This window comes from Saccharothrix coeruleofusca (assembly GCF_017876325.1).
GTDB lineage: Bacteria > Actinomycetota > Actinomycetes > Mycobacteriales > Pseudonocardiaceae > Actinosynnema > Actinosynnema coeruleofuscum.
In genome coordinates, this window is the sequence record NZ_JAGINV010000001.1 from 2,962,267 (window position 1) to 2,981,731 (window position 19,465).

22 protein-coding genes are annotated in these 19,465 nt (G+C 73.5%); 13 read left to right on the plus strand and 9 right to left on the minus strand.

Translation table 11 applies throughout. The annotated features are described in order from the left end of the window. Nucleotides 1-736: 736 nt before the first annotated feature. Nucleotides 737-1,159 (plus strand): nuclear transport factor 2 family protein, encoded by a 423-nt coding sequence (locus JOF41_RS13575; protein WP_189223423.1) that lies wholly within the window; start codon nucleotides 737-739, stop codon nucleotides 1,157-1,159. A gap of 682 nt (nucleotides 1,160-1,841) precedes the next feature. Here the strand turns inward: JOF41_RS13575 and JOF41_RS13585 are convergent. After that, nucleotides 1,842-2,615 carry a GAF domain-containing protein gene (locus JOF41_RS13585; protein ID WP_209619212.1) on the minus strand — a complete coding sequence of 258 codons (774 nt, stop codon included), beginning with the start codon at nucleotides 2,613-2,615 and terminating at the stop codon, nucleotides 1,842-1,844. A 116-nt stretch (nucleotides 2,616-2,731) separates the two neighbouring features. On the opposite strand from JOF41_RS13585, the gene JOF41_RS13590 reads away from it, so the two are divergent. Further along, on the plus strand, nucleotides 2,732-3,364 hold the full coding sequence (locus tag JOF41_RS13590; RefSeq protein ID WP_209619214.1) for a ScbR family autoregulator-binding transcription factor: 633 nt from the start codon (nucleotides 2,732-2,734) through the stop codon (nucleotides 3,362-3,364). Here JOF41_RS13590 and JOF41_RS13595 read toward each other — a convergent pair. After that, a complete protein-coding gene (locus JOF41_RS13595; RefSeq protein ID WP_209619217.1) occupies nucleotides 3,354-4,067 on the minus strand; it encodes a hypothetical protein in 714 nt (237 codons plus the stop codon). The two genes, JOF41_RS13590 and JOF41_RS13595, sit on opposite strands and share 11 nt — an antisense overlap. 54 nt (nucleotides 4,068-4,121) lie before the next feature. On the opposite strand from JOF41_RS13595, the gene JOF41_RS13600 reads away from it, so the two are divergent. After that, nucleotides 4,122-4,769, plus strand: coding sequence for a TetR family transcriptional regulator (locus tag JOF41_RS13600; RefSeq protein WP_189223419.1), 648 nt, complete (start codon nucleotides 4,122-4,124; stop codon nucleotides 4,767-4,769). A gap of 287 nt (nucleotides 4,770-5,056) precedes the next feature. Beyond that, nucleotides 5,057-5,617: an NADH-quinone oxidoreductase subunit B family protein gene (locus JOF41_RS13605; protein WP_209619220.1), complete on the plus strand. Its 561-nt coding sequence runs from the start codon at nucleotides 5,057-5,059 to the stop codon at nucleotides 5,615-5,617. Between the two features lie 29 nt (nucleotides 5,618-5,646). Here the strand turns inward: JOF41_RS13605 and JOF41_RS13610 are convergent, their stop codons facing one another. Further along, nucleotides 5,647-6,468 carry a universal stress protein gene (locus JOF41_RS13610; protein ID WP_209619223.1) on the minus strand — a complete coding sequence of 274 codons (822 nt, stop codon included), beginning with the start codon at nucleotides 6,466-6,468 and terminating at the stop codon, nucleotides 5,647-5,649. 254 nt (nucleotides 6,469-6,722) lie between these two features. On the opposite strand from JOF41_RS13610, the gene JOF41_RS13615 reads away from it, so the two are divergent. The 6 genes from JOF41_RS13615 (at nucleotide 6,723) to JOF41_RS13640 (ending at nucleotide 12,371) form a co-directional block, all read left to right on the plus strand. Further along, nucleotides 6,723-8,087 (plus strand): hypothetical protein, encoded by a 1,365-nt coding sequence (locus tag JOF41_RS13615; RefSeq protein WP_189223416.1) that lies wholly within the window; start codon nucleotides 6,723-6,725, stop codon nucleotides 8,085-8,087. Between the two features lie 208 nt (nucleotides 8,088-8,295). Further along, the gene (locus JOF41_RS13620; protein WP_209619226.1) at nucleotides 8,296-9,123 is read left to right on the plus strand and encodes a CPBP family intramembrane glutamic endopeptidase; all 828 of its coding nucleotides are present in this window, start codon (nucleotides 8,296-8,298) and stop codon (nucleotides 9,121-9,123) included. Next, entirely contained in the window at nucleotides 9,120-10,274 is a 1,155-nt protein-coding gene (locus JOF41_RS13625) for a sensor histidine kinase (RefSeq protein WP_209619229.1), read from the plus strand. The genes JOF41_RS13620 and JOF41_RS13625 overlap by 4 nt, the downstream gene beginning before the upstream one ends. Next, a complete protein-coding gene (locus JOF41_RS13630; protein WP_189223413.1) occupies nucleotides 10,271-10,930 on the plus strand; it encodes a response regulator in 660 nt (219 codons plus the stop codon). The genes JOF41_RS13625 and JOF41_RS13630 overlap by 4 nt, the downstream gene beginning before the upstream one ends. 329 nt (nucleotides 10,931-11,259) lie before the next feature. Continuing rightward, a complete protein-coding gene (locus JOF41_RS13635) occupies nucleotides 11,260-11,733 on the plus strand; it encodes a nuclear transport factor 2 family protein (RefSeq protein ID WP_209619231.1) in 474 nt (157 codons plus the stop codon). Nucleotides 11,734-11,810: 77 nt separating this feature from the next. Then, entirely contained in the window at nucleotides 11,811-12,371 is a 561-nt protein-coding gene (locus JOF41_RS13640; RefSeq protein ID WP_209619233.1) for a TetR/AcrR family transcriptional regulator, read from the plus strand. Nucleotides 12,372-12,451: 80 nt separating this feature from the next. Here JOF41_RS13640 and JOF41_RS13645 read toward each other — a convergent pair whose 3' ends face one another. From JOF41_RS13645 to JOF41_RS13655, 3 genes are read right to left on the minus strand one after another with little or no spacing between them, the layout of a single operon-like run. Further along, nucleotides 12,452-13,081 (minus strand): 2'-5' RNA ligase family protein, encoded by a 630-nt coding sequence (locus tag JOF41_RS13645; RefSeq protein WP_209619235.1) that lies wholly within the window; start codon nucleotides 13,079-13,081, stop codon nucleotides 12,452-12,454. Continuing rightward, complete coding sequence (locus tag JOF41_RS13650; protein WP_209619248.1) at nucleotides 13,078-13,836, minus strand: hypothetical protein; 759 nt, start codon at nucleotides 13,834-13,836, stop codon at nucleotides 13,078-13,080. The genes JOF41_RS13645 and JOF41_RS13650 overlap by 4 nt, the downstream gene beginning before the upstream one ends. Continuing rightward, nucleotides 13,827-14,408, minus strand: coding sequence for a hypothetical protein (locus tag JOF41_RS13655; protein WP_209624665.1), 582 nt, complete (start codon nucleotides 14,406-14,408; stop codon nucleotides 13,827-13,829). The genes JOF41_RS13650 and JOF41_RS13655 overlap by 10 nt, the downstream gene beginning before the upstream one ends. Before the next feature lie 325 nt (nucleotides 14,409-14,733). Between JOF41_RS13655 and JOF41_RS13660 the strand changes: the two genes are divergently transcribed. Continuing rightward, on the plus strand, nucleotides 14,734-15,081 hold the full coding sequence (locus tag JOF41_RS13660; RefSeq protein WP_189223409.1) for a hypothetical protein: 348 nt from the start codon (nucleotides 14,734-14,736) through the stop codon (nucleotides 15,079-15,081). Between the two features lie 102 nt (nucleotides 15,082-15,183). On the opposite strand, the gene JOF41_RS13665 is transcribed toward JOF41_RS13660, so the two are convergent. Then, nucleotides 15,184-15,816 (minus strand): GntR family transcriptional regulator, encoded by a 633-nt coding sequence (locus tag JOF41_RS13665; RefSeq protein ID WP_209624188.1) that lies wholly within the window; start codon nucleotides 15,814-15,816, stop codon nucleotides 15,184-15,186. A 97-nt stretch (nucleotides 15,817-15,913) separates the two neighbouring features. Here JOF41_RS13665 and JOF41_RS13670 point away from each other — a divergent pair, with 97 nt between their 5' ends. Then, nucleotides 15,914-16,927, plus strand: a complete 1,014-nt coding sequence (locus tag JOF41_RS13670) for a YbhB/YbcL family Raf kinase inhibitor-like protein (RefSeq protein WP_209619267.1) — start codon at nucleotides 15,914-15,916, stop codon at nucleotides 16,925-16,927. A gap of 8 nt (nucleotides 16,928-16,935) precedes the next feature. Here the strand turns inward: JOF41_RS13670 and JOF41_RS13675 are convergent, their stop codons facing one another. Together JOF41_RS13675 and JOF41_RS13680 are read right to left on the minus strand one after the other, a co-directional pair. Beyond that, the gene (locus JOF41_RS13675; protein WP_209619269.1) at nucleotides 16,936-17,517 is read right to left on the minus strand and encodes an HD domain-containing protein; all 582 of its coding nucleotides are present in this window, start codon (nucleotides 17,515-17,517) and stop codon (nucleotides 16,936-16,938) included. A 40-nt stretch (nucleotides 17,518-17,557) separates the two neighbouring features. Continuing rightward, complete coding sequence (locus JOF41_RS13680) at nucleotides 17,558-18,355, minus strand: endonuclease/exonuclease/phosphatase family protein (protein ID WP_189223406.1); 798 nt, start codon at nucleotides 18,353-18,355, stop codon at nucleotides 17,558-17,560. A 166-nt stretch (nucleotides 18,356-18,521) separates the two neighbouring features. Between JOF41_RS13680 and JOF41_RS13685 the strand changes: the two genes are divergently transcribed. Continuing rightward, complete coding sequence (locus tag JOF41_RS13685) at nucleotides 18,522-19,433, plus strand: arginase family protein (RefSeq protein ID WP_189223405.1); 912 nt, start codon at nucleotides 18,522-18,524, stop codon at nucleotides 19,431-19,433. Nucleotides 19,434-19,465 lie beyond the last annotated feature (32 nt).

Below are 19,465 nucleotides of genomic sequence, written 5' to 3' on the forward strand. Positions count from 1 at the left end.
AGCGGTGTGCGCACGAAGGTTAACAGCAGTTGTCCACAGGGAGAAGCCGAGGAGAACCCAGGGCCTCACTTCGCCACCTGCGGCCGAGCACCTCGCGGCAGCCGGGATGACGCCGGTCGACGTGAGCGGCGGGTCGCCGTCCGCCACGGCGGAGACGTCCACGGCGCCGCGGTGGTCGGCGCGGCGGGTCGTGCCCGGCCCCGCAGGACCCGGTGGCGCAGGTCGACACCGAGGTGGGCGGCGAGGTGCTCGCCGACCCGGTGGGCAGCGCCTGCTCGGTGCGCATGACGCCGAGCATCGTCACCAGGTCCACTCGTCGGAGAGCCGCACACACGTGGGCGCGGTGTCCGACTGTGGCAGGCGCCGATGCCTGAGCGGCCCGCAGCAGCGCGATGGCCTGCCGCGCCCGCCATCCGCGCCGGCCTCCGGCATCGCCACCACCCGCTTCCCCGCTGCCCGCGTCGAACGAGGAACGCGCGGCCCGCCCTCGACTGCCGGTACCACTCCCCCGGACGCGTGTGCCGCGGTGATCCGCCTCGGTGGTGACCGGTAGGCGGCGGGGAGCGCTTGGTGCTCGACGGCTCCGGGGCCAGGGTGGACGGGACGGCCGCGGCCCGGCCGCCCGCGAGGGGCGGCCCGCGGTGATCGCGACGACGGGAGCACCGATGACGACCACCCCCGCACTCCGCAGGACCGGTGTGCCGCCGCCACCGCCCCGCTCCGACGAGGTCCGCGGATGACCCGCGGGCGCGACGACGTCGCCGCGGTGGTGGAGAAGCTCGTCGCGCGCTGGGCCGCGGGCGACGCCTCCGGCGTGGCCAGGCTGTTCTGCCGGGGGTTCCGCTGGTGGGCGGCGCGAGTGCCGGGGGCGCCGTGGCCCGCGCAGGTCCGCAACCACCGCGAGCTGGAATCGTTCTTCCTGGGCTACCTCTCGGCGTTCGACCTGACCCGGATCACCACCCGCGGACTGGTCGTGGAGCACGCGAGCGGCGTGCTGCTCGGCCGGGTGCACGCGCGGGTGCCGCGCACCGGCGGCGAACTGGTCTACGACTTCGCGCTGTGGATCGGCGTGCGGGACGGGCTCATCTGCGAATTCCGCTTCTTCCACGACACACTGGCCATCGCCAGGGCACTGGACCCGCAATCGAGGCTGCCGTGACTTTCCCGGAATTCGTCCGGCCGCCGTCATGTTCTGCGGGTATCACCGGTATGCATTCGGTGGTGGGCGGGCTGTCGGTGCCAGACTGGGCGTGCGCACCAGCCCGTCGAGGAAGGGGAATCAGCTGTGCCGCGGCCAGCCACCCGAGACGACCAGGACGAGCGACCCCTGACGACCTCCGCACTCCTGCCCCTGGTGCGCCGGAGGCACGGCCTCACCCAGCGCGGCCTGACCGAGAGACTGCACGCCGTCTCCGGCAACCGGGGCGTCACCCGCGAGGATGTCTCGCGCTGGGAACGTGGTAAGCGCATTCCGGGCCCGTACTGGCGGCACTGGCTCAGCGACGTGCTGGAAGTCCCCCGCGCGGAACTCGAGCGGGCCGCCACCGCCGCACGCAGATCCCGCCGGCTCCACCGCGACGGTCCGTCACCGACCGCGCGGCGCTGAGCCCGGCTCCGGAGCGGCGGGCAGGCGCCGCTCCCGCGGTCGGGTGCCCCGGCGGGCGGCCCTGCGGAGGGGGCCGCGGGCGCACCCGACCGCGTCGGGCCCGCCATCCCGACGACTCCCGAAAACATTCGGAAAATTCCGCTGAGCGGCACCAGTGCTTTTGGCGGACTGCCGACAACGGCCAGCGGAAACCGCGTCACGGCCGGGCGCGCAGGTGACTGTCCTCCGACCCGCATCACCACCAGGGGAAGTCGTCACCACCGGCGTCCGACTCCAACCGCAACCGGTGTGCCACCACGTCGTCGGCCACGGCGGTGAGCCTGCGTTCGGTGCAGTAGGCGTGCGCGCGCAGCCGCGCGGACGCCGTGGCCAGGTCGCTGTCCAGCTGCACCGACAGCACCCCGATCGCCTGCTGCACGCGGACCCAGCGGGCCTCGACCGCGTCGGTGTGCGGATCGCGCGCGGCGCCCGCCGGACCGCCGCGCAGCAGCACCAGCATGGCGGAATCGGCCAGCAGCAGCCCGTCGGCCCACTCCTGCGGGGTCAGCGGGCCCGCGGCGGCGCGGTGGACCTCCAGGCAGCCCACCGCGACCGCGCCCATCATCACGGGGAAGGCGAACACCGCCGCCACGTCGCGGGAGACGGCCCAGGAGGCGAACACCGGCCACCGGGCCGCCCCGGTGGGAGCCATCAGGTCCGCCGCCGGGACCGGGCAGCGGTGCCGCAGCGCGCTGAGAGCGGGCCCCTCCCCCAAGGTCACCTGCGCTTCCCCCAACTCCTCCGCGGGCGGCCCCGACAGCGCCACCGGGCGCACGCCCGCCTCGCCCCAGCCCTGGTAGAGCAGGACACCGGTGCCGTTGAGCGCCTCTCCCGCCGCGCCGCACACGTGCCGGGGCATGACGGCGGTCCCCTCCAGCGCCGCGCGCCGCTCGATGCGCCGCCACACCAGCACGTTGCGCTCTTCGTCGGCGTGCCACTGATCATCCCTGTTCCCGGCCGCGAAGCCCATGGCACCGGACTACCGCATGGAAGGTGGTCCGAAGCGCGTCACCCCGGAACGGACGCACCCGAACGGGCCGCGTCGCGGTGGTGGGCCCACCGTCGCGGAATCAGAATCGGGGCTCGATGTCACCAGGCGACCAGGCGCGCGGGACCAGGGAGGTCCTGCTGACCGCCGCTGCGGCGGTGTTCGCCCGCGACGGGTACGTCCGCGCCACCGTCGAGGACGTGTGCCGCCGGGCGGGTGTCACCAAGGGCGCGCTCTACGGCCACTTCGACTCCAAGCACGCGCTGGCCACGGCGGTGCTCGACCGGCAGGCGACGGTGTGGCGGCGCAGGCGCGACCACCTGCTGCGGGTGCACGCGAGCCCGTTGCAGGTGCTGGTCGACCTCGGGTATTCGGTGCGGCGCGAGCCCGACGGCGCGCACCCGGCCTCCAGCGCGCACCGGATGCTGTTCCAGTACCCGATGTGCGACGAGCTGGCCGAGCGCGAGGTCGAGCGGTGGACCGGTGCGGTGCACGGCCTGCTGCGGGCCGCCGCGGCGCGGCGGGAGCTGCGCGACGGGGTGGACCAGCGGCGCTGCGCCGAGGGGATGGTGACCTCGCTGGTGGGGGTGCACATCGCCTCGATGGCGATGGACGACTTCCAGGACGTGTCGCGGCGGGTGGCCCAGCTGTGGCGGACCTGGCTCCCCGCCGTGGCCACACCCGGCGCGTGCGCGGCGCTGCGGCTGGAGCCCCCCGAGGTCAGGTGGTGAGCACCACCCAGAGCACCGAGCCGCCCGACCACGTCGTCGACCAGCCCCCGCGCGGCAGCAGCGCCCGCGCGCCCGCCAGCGCCCGGCGCACGTCCCGGTGGTCGCACGGGATCTCCACGTCGGCGCTGAGCGCGACGGTGAGCCGCGTCCCGCGCAGGGTGAAGCCGATCGACACGCGCGCCTCCGGCACCCAGCGCACCAGCTCGCACATCGCGCCCGACACCTCGGCCACCGCGTCCACCGCCGCGTCCAGGCCCCACTGCAGGCAGGTCTCCTCGGCCAGAAGCCGGGCGATGACCGCCGCGCTGGAACCCACCGGCAGCGGCAGCCTCGGCGTGCGGCGGGCGCGCTGCTCGCCGACCGACGCCAGCGCCGCGGCCACGCTGGGGTGACCGGGTCGGTTCCACGGTTCGGGCGGACCCGCGGCCAGCAGCAGCGGCACGCCCGGCCAGTCCACGATCTGCGCGCGGACCGCGAGGAACACCCCTTCGGCCCGCTCGTCGGTGCGCAACGCGGACAGGTCCACCACGACGGCGACCGGTTCGGCCAGCACACTGCGGAACAGCACGTCGAGCATCCGCGAGTAGGTCGCGGAGCACAGCAACCCGCGGGGGCGCAGCACCAGGGCGCCACCCCGGCCGGTCACCTCGATGTCGAGCCGGTCCTGGGACACCAGCGCTCCCGCGTTGACCTTGCGCCGCACGCCCCCTTACGGTGGGTGTCTGGGGCAATGCAGCACGTGAGGAAGTGGGGCCGTGTGAACGACGTTGCCCGAGGAGCCCGCACCAGGGCCTGCCTGGTCGCCGCGGCCATCGAGCTGTTCGACCGCGACGGCTACGAGCGCACCTCGCTCAACGCCGTCTGCCGCAGGGTATCGGTCACCAAAGGCGCGCTCTACCGCCATTTCCCGTCCAAGCAGGCCCTGGCCACCGCTGTGGTGGAGGAGCTGTTCCGCACCTGGCACGACGTGCGCGACGACTTGGAGCGCGCGGGCGTCGGCCCGCTGCAGACGCTGGTGGACGTGACGCACCGGATGAGCGCGCGCACCCTCGTCGACCCGTCGGTGCGGGTGGGCGCGCGACTGCTGTTCACCAGCGACCTGTTCGAGCTGCTGGCGGGCACCCACTTCGTCTGCCTGGCGGTGATGGTGCGCGACCTGCTCGACCGCGCTCTGGCCGGTGGCGAGCTGCGCCCGGAGGCCGACGTGCGGGCGGAAGCCGAGCAGATCACCGCCGTGGTGGTCGGCGCGCAGGCGCTGGGCGCGATCACCAGCGGGGAGGTGGACCGGCTGACCCCGTTGTGGCAGAACATGCTGCCCCGCCTGACGACCGCCGAGGCGCGCGGGAGGGTGCGTGCGCACCCTCCCGGCGCTCCGGCCCTCACCGGCGTGGGCCCGAGCACCTGACTGCCCACAGAGGACGGATGCACCACGTCGACCCGACCGTCCTCTTAGGATCGCGCTGTCCTTGATCGCTCCTTCCCGCAGCCCTTCCCTCTGGGCCGCTTCGCCCACCGCCCTCCTGCGCGCTGCGGCGCGGACGCCGGACGTGGCACCCTGGACATGGCACTCCGGACGTGACACCGGTCGCCGAGCCGTCGAGGGGAGGGCGCCGTGGAGCCGGTGAGAGCACCGTGACGGGGCGCCCTGGGATCGCGATGTGGCGGTTGACCTCGTGCGACGGGTGTCAGCGGGTGTTGTTGGACTGCTTCCCGGAGGCGCGGGCGCGGCCGGGGCCCGGTCCCCACCGCGTGTCGGTGGTCGTGGGCTCGGTGACCACCGCGCACGACGTCGAGCGGCTCACCCGGATCAGGGCGCGCTCGGAGGTGCTGGTGGTGGTCGGCGCGTGCGCGACCGCGGACGGCATCCGCGCCTTGCGCGGCGTCGACGGGGTGGACGGGTTCGAGTCGATCGTCTACGCCTCACCGGGGTTGATCCGCTCGTTGGACACGGCGACGTCGGTGTCCGAGCACGTGCGGGTGGACCTGGAGCTGCGCGGCTGCCCGGTGGACCGGGAGCGGCTGCGGAGCGTGCTCTCGGCGCTGCTGGCCGGACACGAGCCGGACCCGCTCGACGAGAGGGTGTGCGTGGACTGCAAGCTGCGGGGTCTGACCTGCACCGCGGCCACCGACGGCGTGCCGTGCCTGGGGCCGGTGACGCACGTGGGCTGCGGGGCGCTGTGCCCGACCCGGCGCTGCGGCTGCTCGGACCCGCTGTCGCCGCCCGCGCTGATCCCGCTGCCCGAGCGGTCCTGACACCGGTCAGCCGCCATCGTCCCGCGCCTTCACCGCGCCTCCTGGCTCGGGCGCACCACGGCCAGCGGGCACGGCGCGTGGTGGACCAGAGCCCGGCTGGTGGAGCCGAGCGGTGCGCCGACGGCCTCACCGAGCCCTCGGCTGCCCACCACCAGCAACCGCGCCCCGCGCGCCACGCCCAGCAGCGCGCGCACCGGCGGGTCGCGCAGCACCAGCCGCTCGACCCGGACGTCGGGGTACTTCTCCGGCCAGCCCGCGAGGCGTTCGGCGAGCAGCCTGCGCTCCTCCGCCCGCGAGGCGGGCTCCGCCTCACCGGTCCGGGCGATCACGGCGGTGAGCGGCACCCCGTGCAGCGATGCCTCCTCGAAGGCGAACTCGACCGCGCGCTCGCTGGCGGGAGACCCGTCCACGCCGACGACCACCGGACCGTCCTCGGTCCCCAGCCCCCGGACCACGACGACGGGGCACGCGGCGTGCTCGGTCACCGCGACCGCCGAGGCCCCGGCACGCGGGCCGGTGGAGCCGAGGACCACCAGCCGCCCCCTGCGGGACTGGCGGACCAACGCCTCCACCGGCCCGGCGGGCACCAGCTCGGTGGTCAGCGGCACGTCCGCAGCGGCGGCGTGCGCAGCCCGCTGGGACTCGGCCAGCAGGCTCCCGCCCCGCTGCTCCGCCGTCCGCCTCAGGTCCTGCGCGACCAGGACGATCTGCGGGTAGCTGCGGGTGGGCGGGTCGTAGGCGTGCACGAGGCGCAGCGGCACGCCGTGCCGCGCGGCCTCCACCGCCGCCCACCGCACCGCGGCCAGCGCCGCGTGCGAGCCGTCCACGCCCACCACGATCGGTCCGGTCATCGGCCGCTCCTCTCCGGTCCCACCTCGACGTTAGGCGCGCGGAGGGGACGGGACAGGGGTCCTTGGTCCCCCGCGGCGCGGGACTTCGTGCCTGGACCGCCTTTTGGCCCGCGCCGGTTGGCCCGATCGGCGCACTCGCACCGAATCCGGGCCACCGATGACGGACCGGCTGGAATACTCCGCGGGTTCGCGAGTCCGGTCGGTCGCCGACCGGACCGGTTCACAGATGGGGGATTTCCTTGAAGAGCAGAAGGATGGCGTTACTCGCCACCGCGCTGATCGCGGCCGTGGGCGCGGCGGTGCTGCCCGCGATCGCGGACGCGGCACCCGCGCCAGGGGTGCGCGCCAGCTACGCCAACCCGGTCCGCTCCGGTGGTCGCGTCGACGCCGCGGCCACCGTCGCGCGGCTGCGGGCGCTGAACGCGAACACCTACGCGTTCCTGGTGCACAACGAGAACGACTGGAACGACTTCGAGCCGTTCCTGCGCGAGGCCCAGGCCGCCGACCTGACGGTGTGGGCCTACCTGGTCCCTCCGTCCGAGTGCCCCGGCGGCGAGGACACCTGCGCGCAGTACCTGCCGCACAAGAAGAACTACGTCGCGTGGGCGCAGGCCGTCGGCGCGCTGGCCAAGAAGTACCCCGTGCTGCGGGCGCTGGCGATGGACGACTTCTACTACAACAGGTCCTTCTTCACACCGGCCTACACCGCGCAGGTGCGCGCCGCCGCCGGGATCGACTTCTACCCGGTGGTTTACGGCAACCAGCTCACCGCGGACTTCGTCACCCGCTACGGCAGCACCATGGACAGCCTGATCCTGCCGTTCAACGACGCCCCGAACCGCAACACCCTCTGGACCGGTTCACTGCGCGGCCAGCTGGACAGGGCCATCGCCCTGCTGGCGGAGAAGAACCGCAAGCTGATCCTGATGGTCTACGCGTCGACGCTGTCCAACACGACGGTCACGCCGGACGTCGGCTACGTGCGCGCGGTCACCGCGGTCGGCGTGGAGTACACCAAGGCGGGCAGGATCGCGGGTGTCATCCAGTACGCCCTGCCGCTCACCCCGGACGTCCCGCAGAACAAGGACGTCTCGTTCGCGCACACCGGACGCGGCGGCCTGGTGTTCACGGTGCACGGCAACACCACCACCCAGGCGGGCGACTTCGCCGCGGCCAGCACCACGATCCGCCTCGACGAGGGCTCCACGTCGTGCTCCATGGTGCTGTGGCACAGCGATGACTGGGAGCCCGCCACCGCGGGCTACCACATGAAGCAGGCGCTCGTGGCGGGCACGCGGGTGTGGCAGCGCGATGTCGCCAGCGAGGGGACCGACTGGTACACCTCCGCTCCGAAGGACCTGACGCCGTACCTGACGGGTGGCTCGGCCACGCTGACGCTGCGCCTCTACGAGGCGAAGGGGGTCGGCAACTACCGGGTGGTCGCGCGGTTCGACGACGTGCTGCTGACCGGTTGCCACATCGCGAACGCCGACTTCGAGACCACCGGCGGTTGGACGTTCACCAGGGGCAACGGCCCGGTCAACGGCGGCATCCACATTTCCGACCCGGTGTACTCGTCCTCGGTGCACGCGGCCGTCGCGGCGCTCTACGCGAGCTGATGCACGAGGTGTTGCCGCCGGTGGCACCGGCGGCAACACCTCGCCCACGCCCGGATCGCGGCGGCGGTAGTCCGAAGTGACCATGCCTGTCCCCCGTGCGAGCTACACGCGAGTGTCCACAGCGCGGTGACGATTTCGTCCGGCCGAATCCCTAGTTTTCCTGGCAACCGCGGCGCACCCGTCGCGGACGTCTGACTAAGGATCGATCGTGCGATTGTTGAAGCAGCTGGTGGTGGTCGTGGCCATCGCGTTCGTCGGCAGCGCGGGCGTCGGCGCCGTGCAGTGGAACCCGCCCCTCACCCTGGCGATCGGCGTCGCGACGGCGGTGCTGTCGCTGCTGGGGTACGCGTGGGTAGTGCGGCGGAGCGAGCACCGCGACCCCGTGGAAGTCGCCACGCGGGGAGCGGTCGGCGCGCTGAGCCGGGGGCTCCTGATCGGCGCCGGGATGTTCGCCGCTGTCATCGCCAACATCGCCTTCCTCGGCGGCTACGAGGTGATCGGCTGGGGTTCGGCGGCGGGCGCGGTGGCGTTCTTCGGCTTCACGGCCGCCGCCGCGGTGACCGAGGAGGTGCTCTTCCGCGGCGTGCTGTTCCGGATCGTCGAGGGGCGCATCGGCACGTGGGCGGCGCTGGCGCTGACCGCGCTGCTGTTCGGCGCGTCGCACATGTTCAACCCGAACGCCACCCTGTGGACTTCGCTCGCCATCGCGATCGAGGCGGGCGGCATGCTCGCCGCCGCCTACGCGGCGACCCGCAACCTGTGGGTGCCGATCGGCGTGCACTTCGGCTGGAACTTCGCCCAGGGCGGCATCTTCAGCAGCAACGTCTCCGGCATGGACAGCCCGAAGGGGTTGCTGGAGAGCGCGACCTCGGGTCCGGCCGTGTTCACCGGCGGTGAGTTCGGGCCGGAGGCGAGCGTGTACTCGGTGCTGGCGGGCGTGGTGGTGACCGCCGCGTTCATGTGGCTGGCCCGGCGGCGCGGGCACATCGTCCCCCTCCGCCGACGCACGGCCCCGGCGGCTACCCTCGTGCCGTGATCGACCTCCGGCGAGTCCCGGACCTGTGGCGGGGATTCGACGTCACGGTCCGGGACCTCCCGCTCGCGCTGCTGCTGGCACTCACCTCGCTGGTGCCCGCGGTCAACAGCCACGGCACGCAGCTCGGCGACCTGCCCACCCGTCCCATGGACGCCGCGGCCGTCGCCGTGGTCGCCCTGGAGTGCCTCCCGCTGGTCGTGCGCAGGCGGTGGCCGCTGACCTGCCTCGTGCTGGTGTCCATCGGCTTCGCCGCCGACCAGCTCCGCGGCTACCACACGGTCGCGGGCACCGCGCTGCTCATCGCGCTGCTGAGCACGGCGCTGCACCTCGAGCACCACCGGCGCACCACGGTGGTCCTGGCCTCGGCCGCGTACGTGCCGCTGGCCGTGTCCCTCGACCGGATCGGTTCACCCGAGGGCGCGGCCGGGTTCACGACGTTCTACCTGGGACTGGCCATCGTGTGGGGCTCCGGGGTGTGGCTGCGGCGCTCCAGGGCCGCCGAGGCGGAGCTGCGCCACCACGTCGCCGAGGCCACCCGTGCCGCGGAGCGCACCCGCGTCGCCCGCGAACTGCACGACATCGTGACCCACCACGTGACCGCGATGGTGGTGCAGGCCGAGGCGGCGCGCTATCTGACCGCTTCCCCCGAACGCCTCGAGCAGACCCTGACCGCGATCACCGACACCGGCAGGCGATCCATCACGGACCTGCGACACCTGCTCGACCTGCTCAACCCCGACCACAGCGCCGAGCCGCGCACGCCCTCCGTCGGTGAGCTGCGCGCACTGGTGGAGCAGACCAGGCTGGCCGGACAGCCGGTGGAGTTCACCGAGGAGGGCGGCCCGCCGGAGATGATCGGCAGCGCGCAGGTGGCGGCCTACCGGGTCGTGCAGGAGGCGCTGACCAACGCCCTCAAGCACGCCCACGGCAGCCGCACCACGGTTCACGTGCACCACGGCGAACGGGAGATCACGGTGGAAGTGGGCACCGACGGCTCAGGGGCGCACACCGCCTCCCCAGGGGGCAGCGGGCGCGGCCTGGTCGGGCTGCGCGAGCGGGTCGGCCTGCTCGGCGGCGAGTTCAGCGCGGGCAGGCGGAACGGGGGCGGTTTCGTCGTGCGGGCCCGCATCCCCGCGGGGAGCTCGTCGTGACCGCGCCGGTGCGCGTCCTGGTCTGCGACGACCAGGCGCTGATCCGCACCGGTTTCGCGACGATCATCGACGCGCAGCCCGACCTGGAGGTGGTGGGCGAGTGCGGGGACGGCAAGGCCTCGGTCGACCTCGCCAACCGGCTTCGCCCGGACGTGGTGGTGATGGACGTCCGGATGCCGGTGCTCGACGGCATCGAGGCGACCCGCCTGCTGGCGGGCGCCGCGGTGGCCCATCCCGTCAAGGTGCTCGTGGTGACCACGTTCAACCTGGACGAGTACGTGTACGAGGCGCTGCGCGCGGGCGCCAGCGGGTTCCTGCTCAAGGACGCGCCGCCCGCGCAGCTGCTGCACGGCATCCGGACCGTCGCCTCCGGCGCGGCGCTGCTGGCCCCCGAGGTGACCCGCGCGCTCGTGGGCCGGTACGCCGCGCGCATCCGCCCCGCCGGGGGCGGGACGGACGACGTGCCGCTGACCCCCCGCGAGCTGGAGGTGCTGCGCCTGATCGCGGAGGGCCTGTCCAACAGCGAGATCGCCACGGCAATGGTGATCAGCCAGGAGACCGTCAAGACGTACGTCTCGCGCATCCTCACCAAGCTCGACCTGCGCGACCGCGTGCAGGCCGTGGTCTACGCCTACCGCCGCGGCCTGGTGACCTGAGCCCGGCTCCCCCACCGGACCACCTGCGGGAGCAGCGCCCGAGCACGCTCCCACACCCTCGTGGCAGGCCCGTCCCGCGCGCTCCGACGACCTCGGGCACGACTTGAGCGTTGAACTCAGGGGTCTTGGAGGTTCGACCCGCGACGGGGCGCTTGACAGCGGATTATGGAAGTGGTTGATTACTTACGTCCGCACGGTCTGAGAGATGTCCTGAACGAACACGGATCTGTTCCGTCAAGCCAGTCATACATGCGGCTCTAGACGCCCTGTAGAGTGAGCGGTTAACCGCTAACTTTCTGAAGTCCACCCGACGAAGTGAAGGTTCAGGCATGAACGACACCGCCCCTACCCAGCAGCACGCCGACCAGGTCCGCGCCGCCGCGCAGCAGGCGTTCCGGAACCACTTGGACCACCTGGCCGCGGGCCGGGTCGCCGAGTGGGCGGACCTGTTCACCGAGGACGGCGTGCTGGAGTTCCCCTACGCCCCGAAGGGCTACCCGACCCGGCTCACGGGCAGGCGGGAACTGCTCGCGCACATGGCGAACTTCGCCGAGCAGTTCCGCGTGCGGTTCACCGACCTGCGCTTCCACGAGACCGTCGACCCCTCGCTGGTCATCGCCGAACTCAAGGGCGAGGGCCTGGCCCTGAAGACCAACCGGAGCTACGACCAGAGCTACATCTCCGTGGTCGAGACCAGCGACGGCAAGATCAGCCACTACGTCGACTACTGGAACCCGCTGGCGGCCATCGACGCCCTCGGCGGAGAGGCCGACGACATGGTCTCGGCGTTCAGCGACGACTGAGCGCACCGACGCCGCGGCCGGGCGGTTTGACGGCCGGGCGGTTTGACGGCCCGGCACGGGGTTGGTTGATTACTCGCATGGAGACCAGGACGCGACAGCGTTCCACCGCCGAGCAGCGTCGGGCCACGGTCATGCGCACGGCGATCAAGACCTTCGCCGAGCGCGGGTACTACGGCACCTCGACGATGGACGTGGCCAAGGGCGCGGGCATCTCGCAGGGCTACCTGTACCGGCTGTTCAAGGACAAGGAAACGCTGTTCGCGGCCCTGGTCGACTACTGCTCGGACCGCCTGCGGGAGTCGGTGGCCACCGCAGCGGCCTCGGTGCGCGGCACCGATCCCGAGTCGGTCCTGCGGGCGATGACCGCCTCGTACGACGAGGTCATCGCCGACCGGGACGTGCTGATGATCCTCATGCACGCCCAGTGCAGCGTCGGCGAGCCGGTCATCGGCGAGGCGGTGCGCAGGTGCTACGCCCGGCAGGTGGAGTACATCCGCTCCGTCTCCGGCGCCTCGGACGAGCAGATCCGCCGCTACTTCGCCGACACCCTGCTCAGCAACGTCGTGGTGGCGATCGACGCCGCCGCCATCGACGCCCCGTGGGCGCGCGCGCTGCGCGCCCGGCCGGGCAATGCGTGAACCGCGCTCCACGTCAGGGTCCACGACCGGATGGACGTACCCAATCGGACGGATCACCCGGAGCGGAGGCAGGTTGCCGCTCAGGGCATTCCCAGGCGCACGGTCGCCACATCGGTCCACTCGTACGCCTTGTGGTCGCGGTTGAGGTCGATCAGCGTCACCGAGGACACGGTGACCTCGGCCGTGCGCCTGTCATGAGCGTCCAGCGCCGCGGCGACGGGTTCGGCGGGACCCGCGGTGTTGCAGTAGCCCAGGCTGACGTGTGCCCGGAATCCGGCTTCGGGCTCGGGTACGTCGTCCGGTCCCCACACCTCGCCGATGGCGGCGCGGATGGCCAGTCGCAGCCGTGCCAGCGGCTCCAGCGGCCGAGCGGGCATCTGGATGGTCTCCGGGTCGACGTGGGCCGGGCCGATGCTGACGGTGAACGGCTCCAGCTCGGCGCAGCGCTTGCGGGCGGCTCGCGCGATCCGTTCCACGTCGGCCCGGTCCACCTCGTCGGTGAAGCCGATGCCCTGCAGCGTCAGGTGCAGCCACCGCGCCGGGACGGGGTCGAGCTGGGGCAGCCGCGCGAGCACCGGCGCGTAGTCGGAGACGAGTCGCCGCGCGCCGGGCTGGTCGGCGAGGGTGACGTGCCAGGTGTAGAACGACCTGCCGACCTGCCAGCCCGGCCGCCACCACCAGTGGTCCCGCATCGGCTCAAGTCCGCTCACGGGCCCAGCTCCCTCGTCGCCACGGTGTTGCCGCGGAAGTCCGCGACGGCCCCGCGGATTCGCCTCGCCGCCGCGCCGCCGGTCCCGCCCGCCTGTGCCGCGAGCACACCCACTTCGGTGACTCGGTGCACCAGGGGGCGGACCCGCTGGGCGGCAGGCGTGTCGAGCACGGGCCGCAGCGCGTCCTCCGCCGATCGCAGGTCGCCCAGCGCCATGTGGGCCTTGACCTGCTGGAGCCGGGCCATCCGCTCGCTTCCCCGGTTGCGGCGCTGCTCGGCAGTGGCCTCGAACGCCGCCACTGCCCGGTCCGCGAACGACAGGGCGGCGTCGGCGCGACCCAGCGCCAGCTCGGCGTCCGACCACAGCGACCCGGCGCGGTCGGTCGAGCACGTCAGCGGTCCGGCCAGCTCGTCCTCGGCGGGCGCGGCGGTTTCGGCGACGTGCTGTGCGCGCAGCAGCGCCCGCTCGGCGGCCTCGACCTGCCCAGCGTGGGCCAGGTCCACCGCGAGCGCACTGGACAGGAACAACCGCGCCGTGCCGGTGCCGCCGTAGCTCAGGCCGTCCGCGGCGTACTGGGCGGCCGCGGTGTAGTCGGCCTGCCAGAACGCGGCGGTGTGCTGGGTGGCGCGCACCCAGGCGCGCAGCGCGTTGTGATCGGCCCGCTCGGCGCACATCCACGCGGCGCGCGCGTGGTCCTCGGCGGCGTCAGGCCGCCCTAGGTCCACCGAGATCCACGACAGCACGGTCAGTGACACCCGGCGGCGGCGTACAGCTCACGGGTGCGGCGCGGGTCCTGGTGCCCGGCCAGCAGGGTGAACGCCCGGTCCCGCAGCGCCTTGGTGCGCGCGAACAGCGGCAGGGTCGGCGCTTTGAGGTAGCTGTGCGCGATGCGCCGCACCTCAGCGTGCATCTGGTCGACGGTCAACTCGCCGACGTTGGTGGTCTCCGCCCACGCTAGGAAACCGGAAGATTCTTCGGCCGCGCTCATCAGCAGCTCCTCCACGGTGTTCGGCGTCGCCACCGCGCCGACGGGCGGGGTCGCGACGAGGGCCGGGGGCCGGTGCGCGGAGAAGCCGAGGTCGACGTCGGCTGCCACGCCCAACACGGCACGCAGGGCGGCGCGGTAGTGCTGGGAGGGACGCCTCACCACGCCACGCTCCAGTTTGGCGATGTAGTGGGCGTCCAGCGCCGCCGTTCTCCCGGTGGTCTCGTGCAGCCACGCGACAGCGGCGTCGGCCAGTTCCCGGCGGGACATGTGCGCGCCCGCGACCTGTCGGGACGCGGTGGCTTCGCGCACCGCGCGAAGCAGGCGGTTGGGCTCGGGCACCACGCGAGCCTAACCGTGTCAACGCAACGCGCGAGTGCTCCGCGTGCCCCGATCCGCCCCGTGCCACCCCGCGATCCGGCCTCCCTCCCCGTACCCGAGTACCGGATGGTCGGAGCATGTCGGGAGCATCCGTCGTCCTCGCCCTACTGGCTCTCGTAGCCGTCGGTCTGGTCGCCTGGCTCTGGCACCACGTCCGTCGGGAAGCGCTGCGCCACCGCACGTCCGGACCGCCCTGTCATCCCCGACTCCGTCCTGGGCGCGTGCGGCGGTTGCCCGACGTGCCGCGCGCCAGGGTCGGTCCCAGCGGCGAGGCGGGGCGGGCGCGGTGAGTGGCTTGATCGTGCCCGGCCGGGCGGAGGCGGAGATCGTCCGCGCGTACCCGCCGCTGCGGCACCTGCTGTACCTGCGCGATGCCGCGTGGCGATTCCTGCCGCTCCAGCCCGGCCGCGACCAGATCGACGGCGTGCGCGTGTGGCCGGACGGGTGGCGCGACGCGATCCGGTTCCGCGACGCCGACGACGCACTCGGACTGCGCCTGGACCGCGACACCGCGATCACCTGGGAGCACACCGGGGCACTCGCCGACGTGGTGCAGGAGCTTCTGGCGCTGCCCCACCCCCGCTCACGACTCGCGCCACGCCTGGCCAAGGGGCGGGGACCGGAGCTGCGGTGACCGGAGGCGTCGACAGACTCTGCCACCTGGTGCTCTGCCCGGTCCGGGCCTGCCTGTCGCGCATGGCACGCCCAGCCGAAGTCCCAGCCGCGAGGCCGGTGGTCACCCGGTCAGCCCGGCCGCGGTCGCGGTGAGGTGCTCGACCAGCACCTGCGCCGCGGTGTCGGCGTCGCGGGCCAGCGCCGCCTCCTCCAGTCTGCGGTGCTCGCCGACGTGGTCCCGGCCGGGGTTGCGGCGGGCCGACCAGCGGCGGGCCAGCTCGCTCGCCGACCACAGCCGGTCGAAGGTCTCCAGCAGCACCGGGTTGCCGCACCCCTCCAGGAGGGTGCGGTGGAAGACCCGGTGGGCTTCGGCCCACTCGTCGCTGTAGTGCTCGCCCTGCCCCGGCGCGAAGGCGGGGGTGCGGGCCAGGCGGTGGTGGGCGGCGCGCACGCGGGCTTCCCAGTCGAGGTCGCCGCGCTCGACGGACAGGCGCAGCACGAGCGGTTCGACGGTCCGCCTGGCCTCCGCGATCTCCTGCCAGCGGCGGTCGGTGAAGGCGGGCACGGCGAAGCCGCGGTTGGGCAACCGGTCGGCGAGGCCGTCCCCGACGACCCGCACGAGCGCCTCGCGCACGACGGCCAGGCTCACGCCCTGCTCCTTGGCGATCTCCTGCGGTTTGAGGGCGTCACCGGGGGTGTAGTCGCCGCGCATGATGGCTCCCCGCAGGTGCGCGTAGACCTGCTCGGAGAGCATCTGCTTGCCCGACGAGGTCGCGGGGCGGGACGTCCTGGCCATGCCACCAGCTTAGACGATCACGCAGATAATCGATTATCTACGCTATAGTCGATCTATGGTTTCCAGCACCGATCCCCTCGCCCGCCTGCCCGAGGCGACTGCCTTCACCGTGGTCAGCACCACGATCACCGACGGTTCCGCCCTGCCGCGCGAGCAGTTCTCCCACCTCTGCGGCGGGAAGGACATCTCCCCGCACCTGTCCTGGAGCGGCGCTCCGGAGGGCACCAGGAGCTACGCCGTCACCGTCCACGACCCCGACGCCCCCACGGGATCGGGCTTCTGGCACTGGGCGGTCGCCGACATCCCCGCCACCGTCACCGAACTGCCCGAGGGCGCGGGCGACGACACCGGCTCGGGACTGCCCGAGGGTGCCTTCCAGCTGCCCAACGACACCCGCGCGGCCCGCTTCACCGGCGCCGCGCCGCCCGCCGGGCACGGCCCGCACCGCTACTTCGTCGTGGTGCACGCGCTCGACGTCGAGGCCATCGGCGTGCCTGCCGACGCCACGCCCGCCCTCCTCGGCCTCACCATGGTCCCGCACACCCTCGGTCGCGCGGTCCTGATCGCCACCGCGCGGACACCGCCCGCGAGCGGGGACGCCGAGCGCATCGAGGTCTCCCGCGTCGTCCCCGCCCCCGCCGACGCCGTCTTCGCGGTGCTGACCGACCCGAAGGGCCACGTGGAGATCGACGCTTCGGGCACGCTCATGGACGCCGAAGGACAGCCGGTCCAGCGGCCCGGCGACCGGTTCCTGGTCCACATGGACCGGGCAGCCCTCGGCGACGTCCCGCTGGGCAGGTACCAGGTCGAGGTCGTCATCACCGAGCTGATCCCGAACCGGGAGATCGCCTGGACCGTCGAGGGCCCGGCGCGGTCCCACGCCCGCCACGTCTACGGCTACCGGCTGGAGCCCGCCGAGGGCGGCACCCTCGTCACGTCCTACTACGACTGGTCGCAGGTCGGTCCGGAGTGGAGGCGGCGCCTGAGCTTCCCGGTGGTCCCCGAGTCCGCGCTCAAGGCCACCCTCGGGGTCCTCGCGCGCACCGTCCGCCGCAGGACCGCCGCCTGACCGGGCGCTCAAGCCCCCGGCAGCAGGCGCTCCACCCGGTCGGCGGCGGCCAGCAGCAGCGGTTCGCGCCGGTCGTGGACCCGCGCGTTGGGTGAGTCGGGACCGTGCCGCCGCAGCATGTCCGCCAGCCGCTCGCCGATCGCCACGCGCCGCCCCCGGCTGTCCACGGTCTGGTCGGCGTAGGTCAGCGCGTCGGCCACCGGGGACACCTCCTGCGGGAACTCCGCCAACCCGTCGGCCACGCCCACGACCCGCGCCACCAGCCGCGCGCCGGAGTGGTTGGCCACCAGCGCGCACAACCGGGGCGGCCACCCGTGCCGCCGCAGGTACCGCGCGCCGTCGAGGGGGTGGAACCCGGTGTCCACCACCGCTTCCGCGTAACCGATGTCGTGCAGCCAAGCCGCGGCGATCAGCAGCTCCCGATCCCGCCGCGGCACCGCCGGGGCCAGTTCCGCGGCGCGGGCGGCCACCCCGGCGCAGTGGCGCGCCCGGTCGGGCAACCCGGCCAGCAGCTCCTCGGTCAGGGCACGCGCGTGGGCGACGCCGAACGGGTCGGCGGTGCCGTGGCCGCCGATCATCGGCGGACGCACGACGCGGGCGAGGGCAGGCCGCGCGGAACCCCTCGCCGGGTCAACGCCGCAGTCCCGCGCGCACCACGAGGGCGTCGTGGTCGGTGTGGGTGGTCGGCTCGATCTCCAGCCGCGGCGCCGCGAGGTCGCCGTAGGCGTGCTGGATTCCGGGGGCCTGGGTGGCTTCGGCGTCGGTCAGCGTCCAGTGGTCGGGTGGAGCGCACGAGGTGCGCCGGTTGACGTCACCGGCGAAGACGGTCGGCCTGACTCGGGAGGCCAGCAGCGCGGTCAGCTCGGCGCACTGGACGGAGTTGGCGCTGCCGGGGGCCTCGCCGCCGGTGGACAGGTGCGTGGTGCACACGTCCACGCCGCGCGCGGTCGTCACGCACAGCCAGCGCCGTTGTTCCACGCCGTTGAACACGGAGAACGGCGCGTCCTCCGAGGCCCGGATCGCCTCCTTGACCAGCACGGCGTTGCCGAAGACCCCTCGCCCCTCCGGCGACTTGCAGGCCAGCGGAGCGCCTCGGTAGACAACGGTGGCGAAGCGGAAGTGGTAGCCGGTGCGCGCCGCGACAGCGGCCACGTCACCGCTGCACGCCTCGTTGAGGGTGACCGCGTTGACGTCGTTGGCCCGGATGCGCTCCACCACCTCGTCGACGATCGCGGGGTACTCGGTGCGCGGGTAGCAGCCCGCGTACCCGCTGGAGCAGACGTTCATGTGCAGCAGCGAGTAGGGCGGTCGGCCCTCGCGCGGCTGGGCCTGCGCGGCGGACGCGGCGACACCGGGGACCAGCAGTCCGGCGACCAGCAGGCAGCCCAGCAGCACGGCGCGCGGACGGGTGGGGAGAGGTCGGATCACGACGCGATTGTGCTTGCCCGCCTGGGGAAACCGGAGAGCGCTCGACAAGAGTTCACCGCCTCGACGCCCAGGCGAACCACAGGTGGCCCCGTCCTCGCGCGGCGCTATCGTGGTCTCGGGTCGGCCGCTGCGCCGGATCGGGTGTCCCACGACCGGGAGATGGGTGATGGAGTCCGCCGCGCACCGGCGTCCCGCACTGCTGGACGCGCCCTCGAACCTGGGTCTGCGCCCGCCCGCCCCCGGACTGGTCCCCGGCTGCTACAAGGCCCCCGGCGTCTACCGCGACCACGGCCTGCTGACCAGGCTGGGCGCGGTGGACGCGGGGGTGGTGACCCCGCCGCGCTACCGGCCCGACTGGACGCCGGGGTCGGTGCGCAACGAGGAGGCCATCGCCCGCTACTCCCGCCTGCTCGCCGACCGGGTCGCCGCCCTGCTGGACCGGGAGCACTTCCCGGTCGTGCTGGGTGGCGACTGCAGCATCGTGCTGGGCACGTCCCTGGCGCTGCACCGGCGCGGCCGCTTCGGGCTGGCCTACCTCGACGGCCTGGACTACCGGCACGACACCGAGGACGTGGGGGCGGCGGCGGGCGAGTGCCTGGCGATGGTCACCGGCCTGGGCGGGCCGCTGGCGGAGCTGGGCGGCACCCGTCCCTGCGTGCGTCCAGGGGACACCGCGGTGCTCGGCCTGCGACCGGGCGACGAGTACGCGGCCGAGGCCGCGGCGCACGGCCTGCGCCTGGTCGACGCCCCGACCGTGCGCGCCGACCCGGCCGCGGCCGCCGACCGGGCGCTGGAGGTGCTGGAGCGCGCCGACCTGGACGGCTTCTGGGTCCACGTCGACGCCGATGTCGTGGACGGCGCGCTGCTGCCCGCCGTGGACAGCCCCGAACCCGACGGCCTGACCTTCGACGACCTCGCGGCGGTGCTGGGCCGGCTGCTCGCCTCGCCGGGCGCGGTGGGGCTGGACGTGGCCATCTACGACCCGGACCTCGACCCCGGCCTGCGCGGTGGTCGCCTGCTGACCGAGGCCCTGGTCGCGGCGTTCGCCGAGCGGGACGGTCACCTCGTCCGGGCGTGACCGGCGGGTTGCTCCGTCCGCGCGGCCGATCG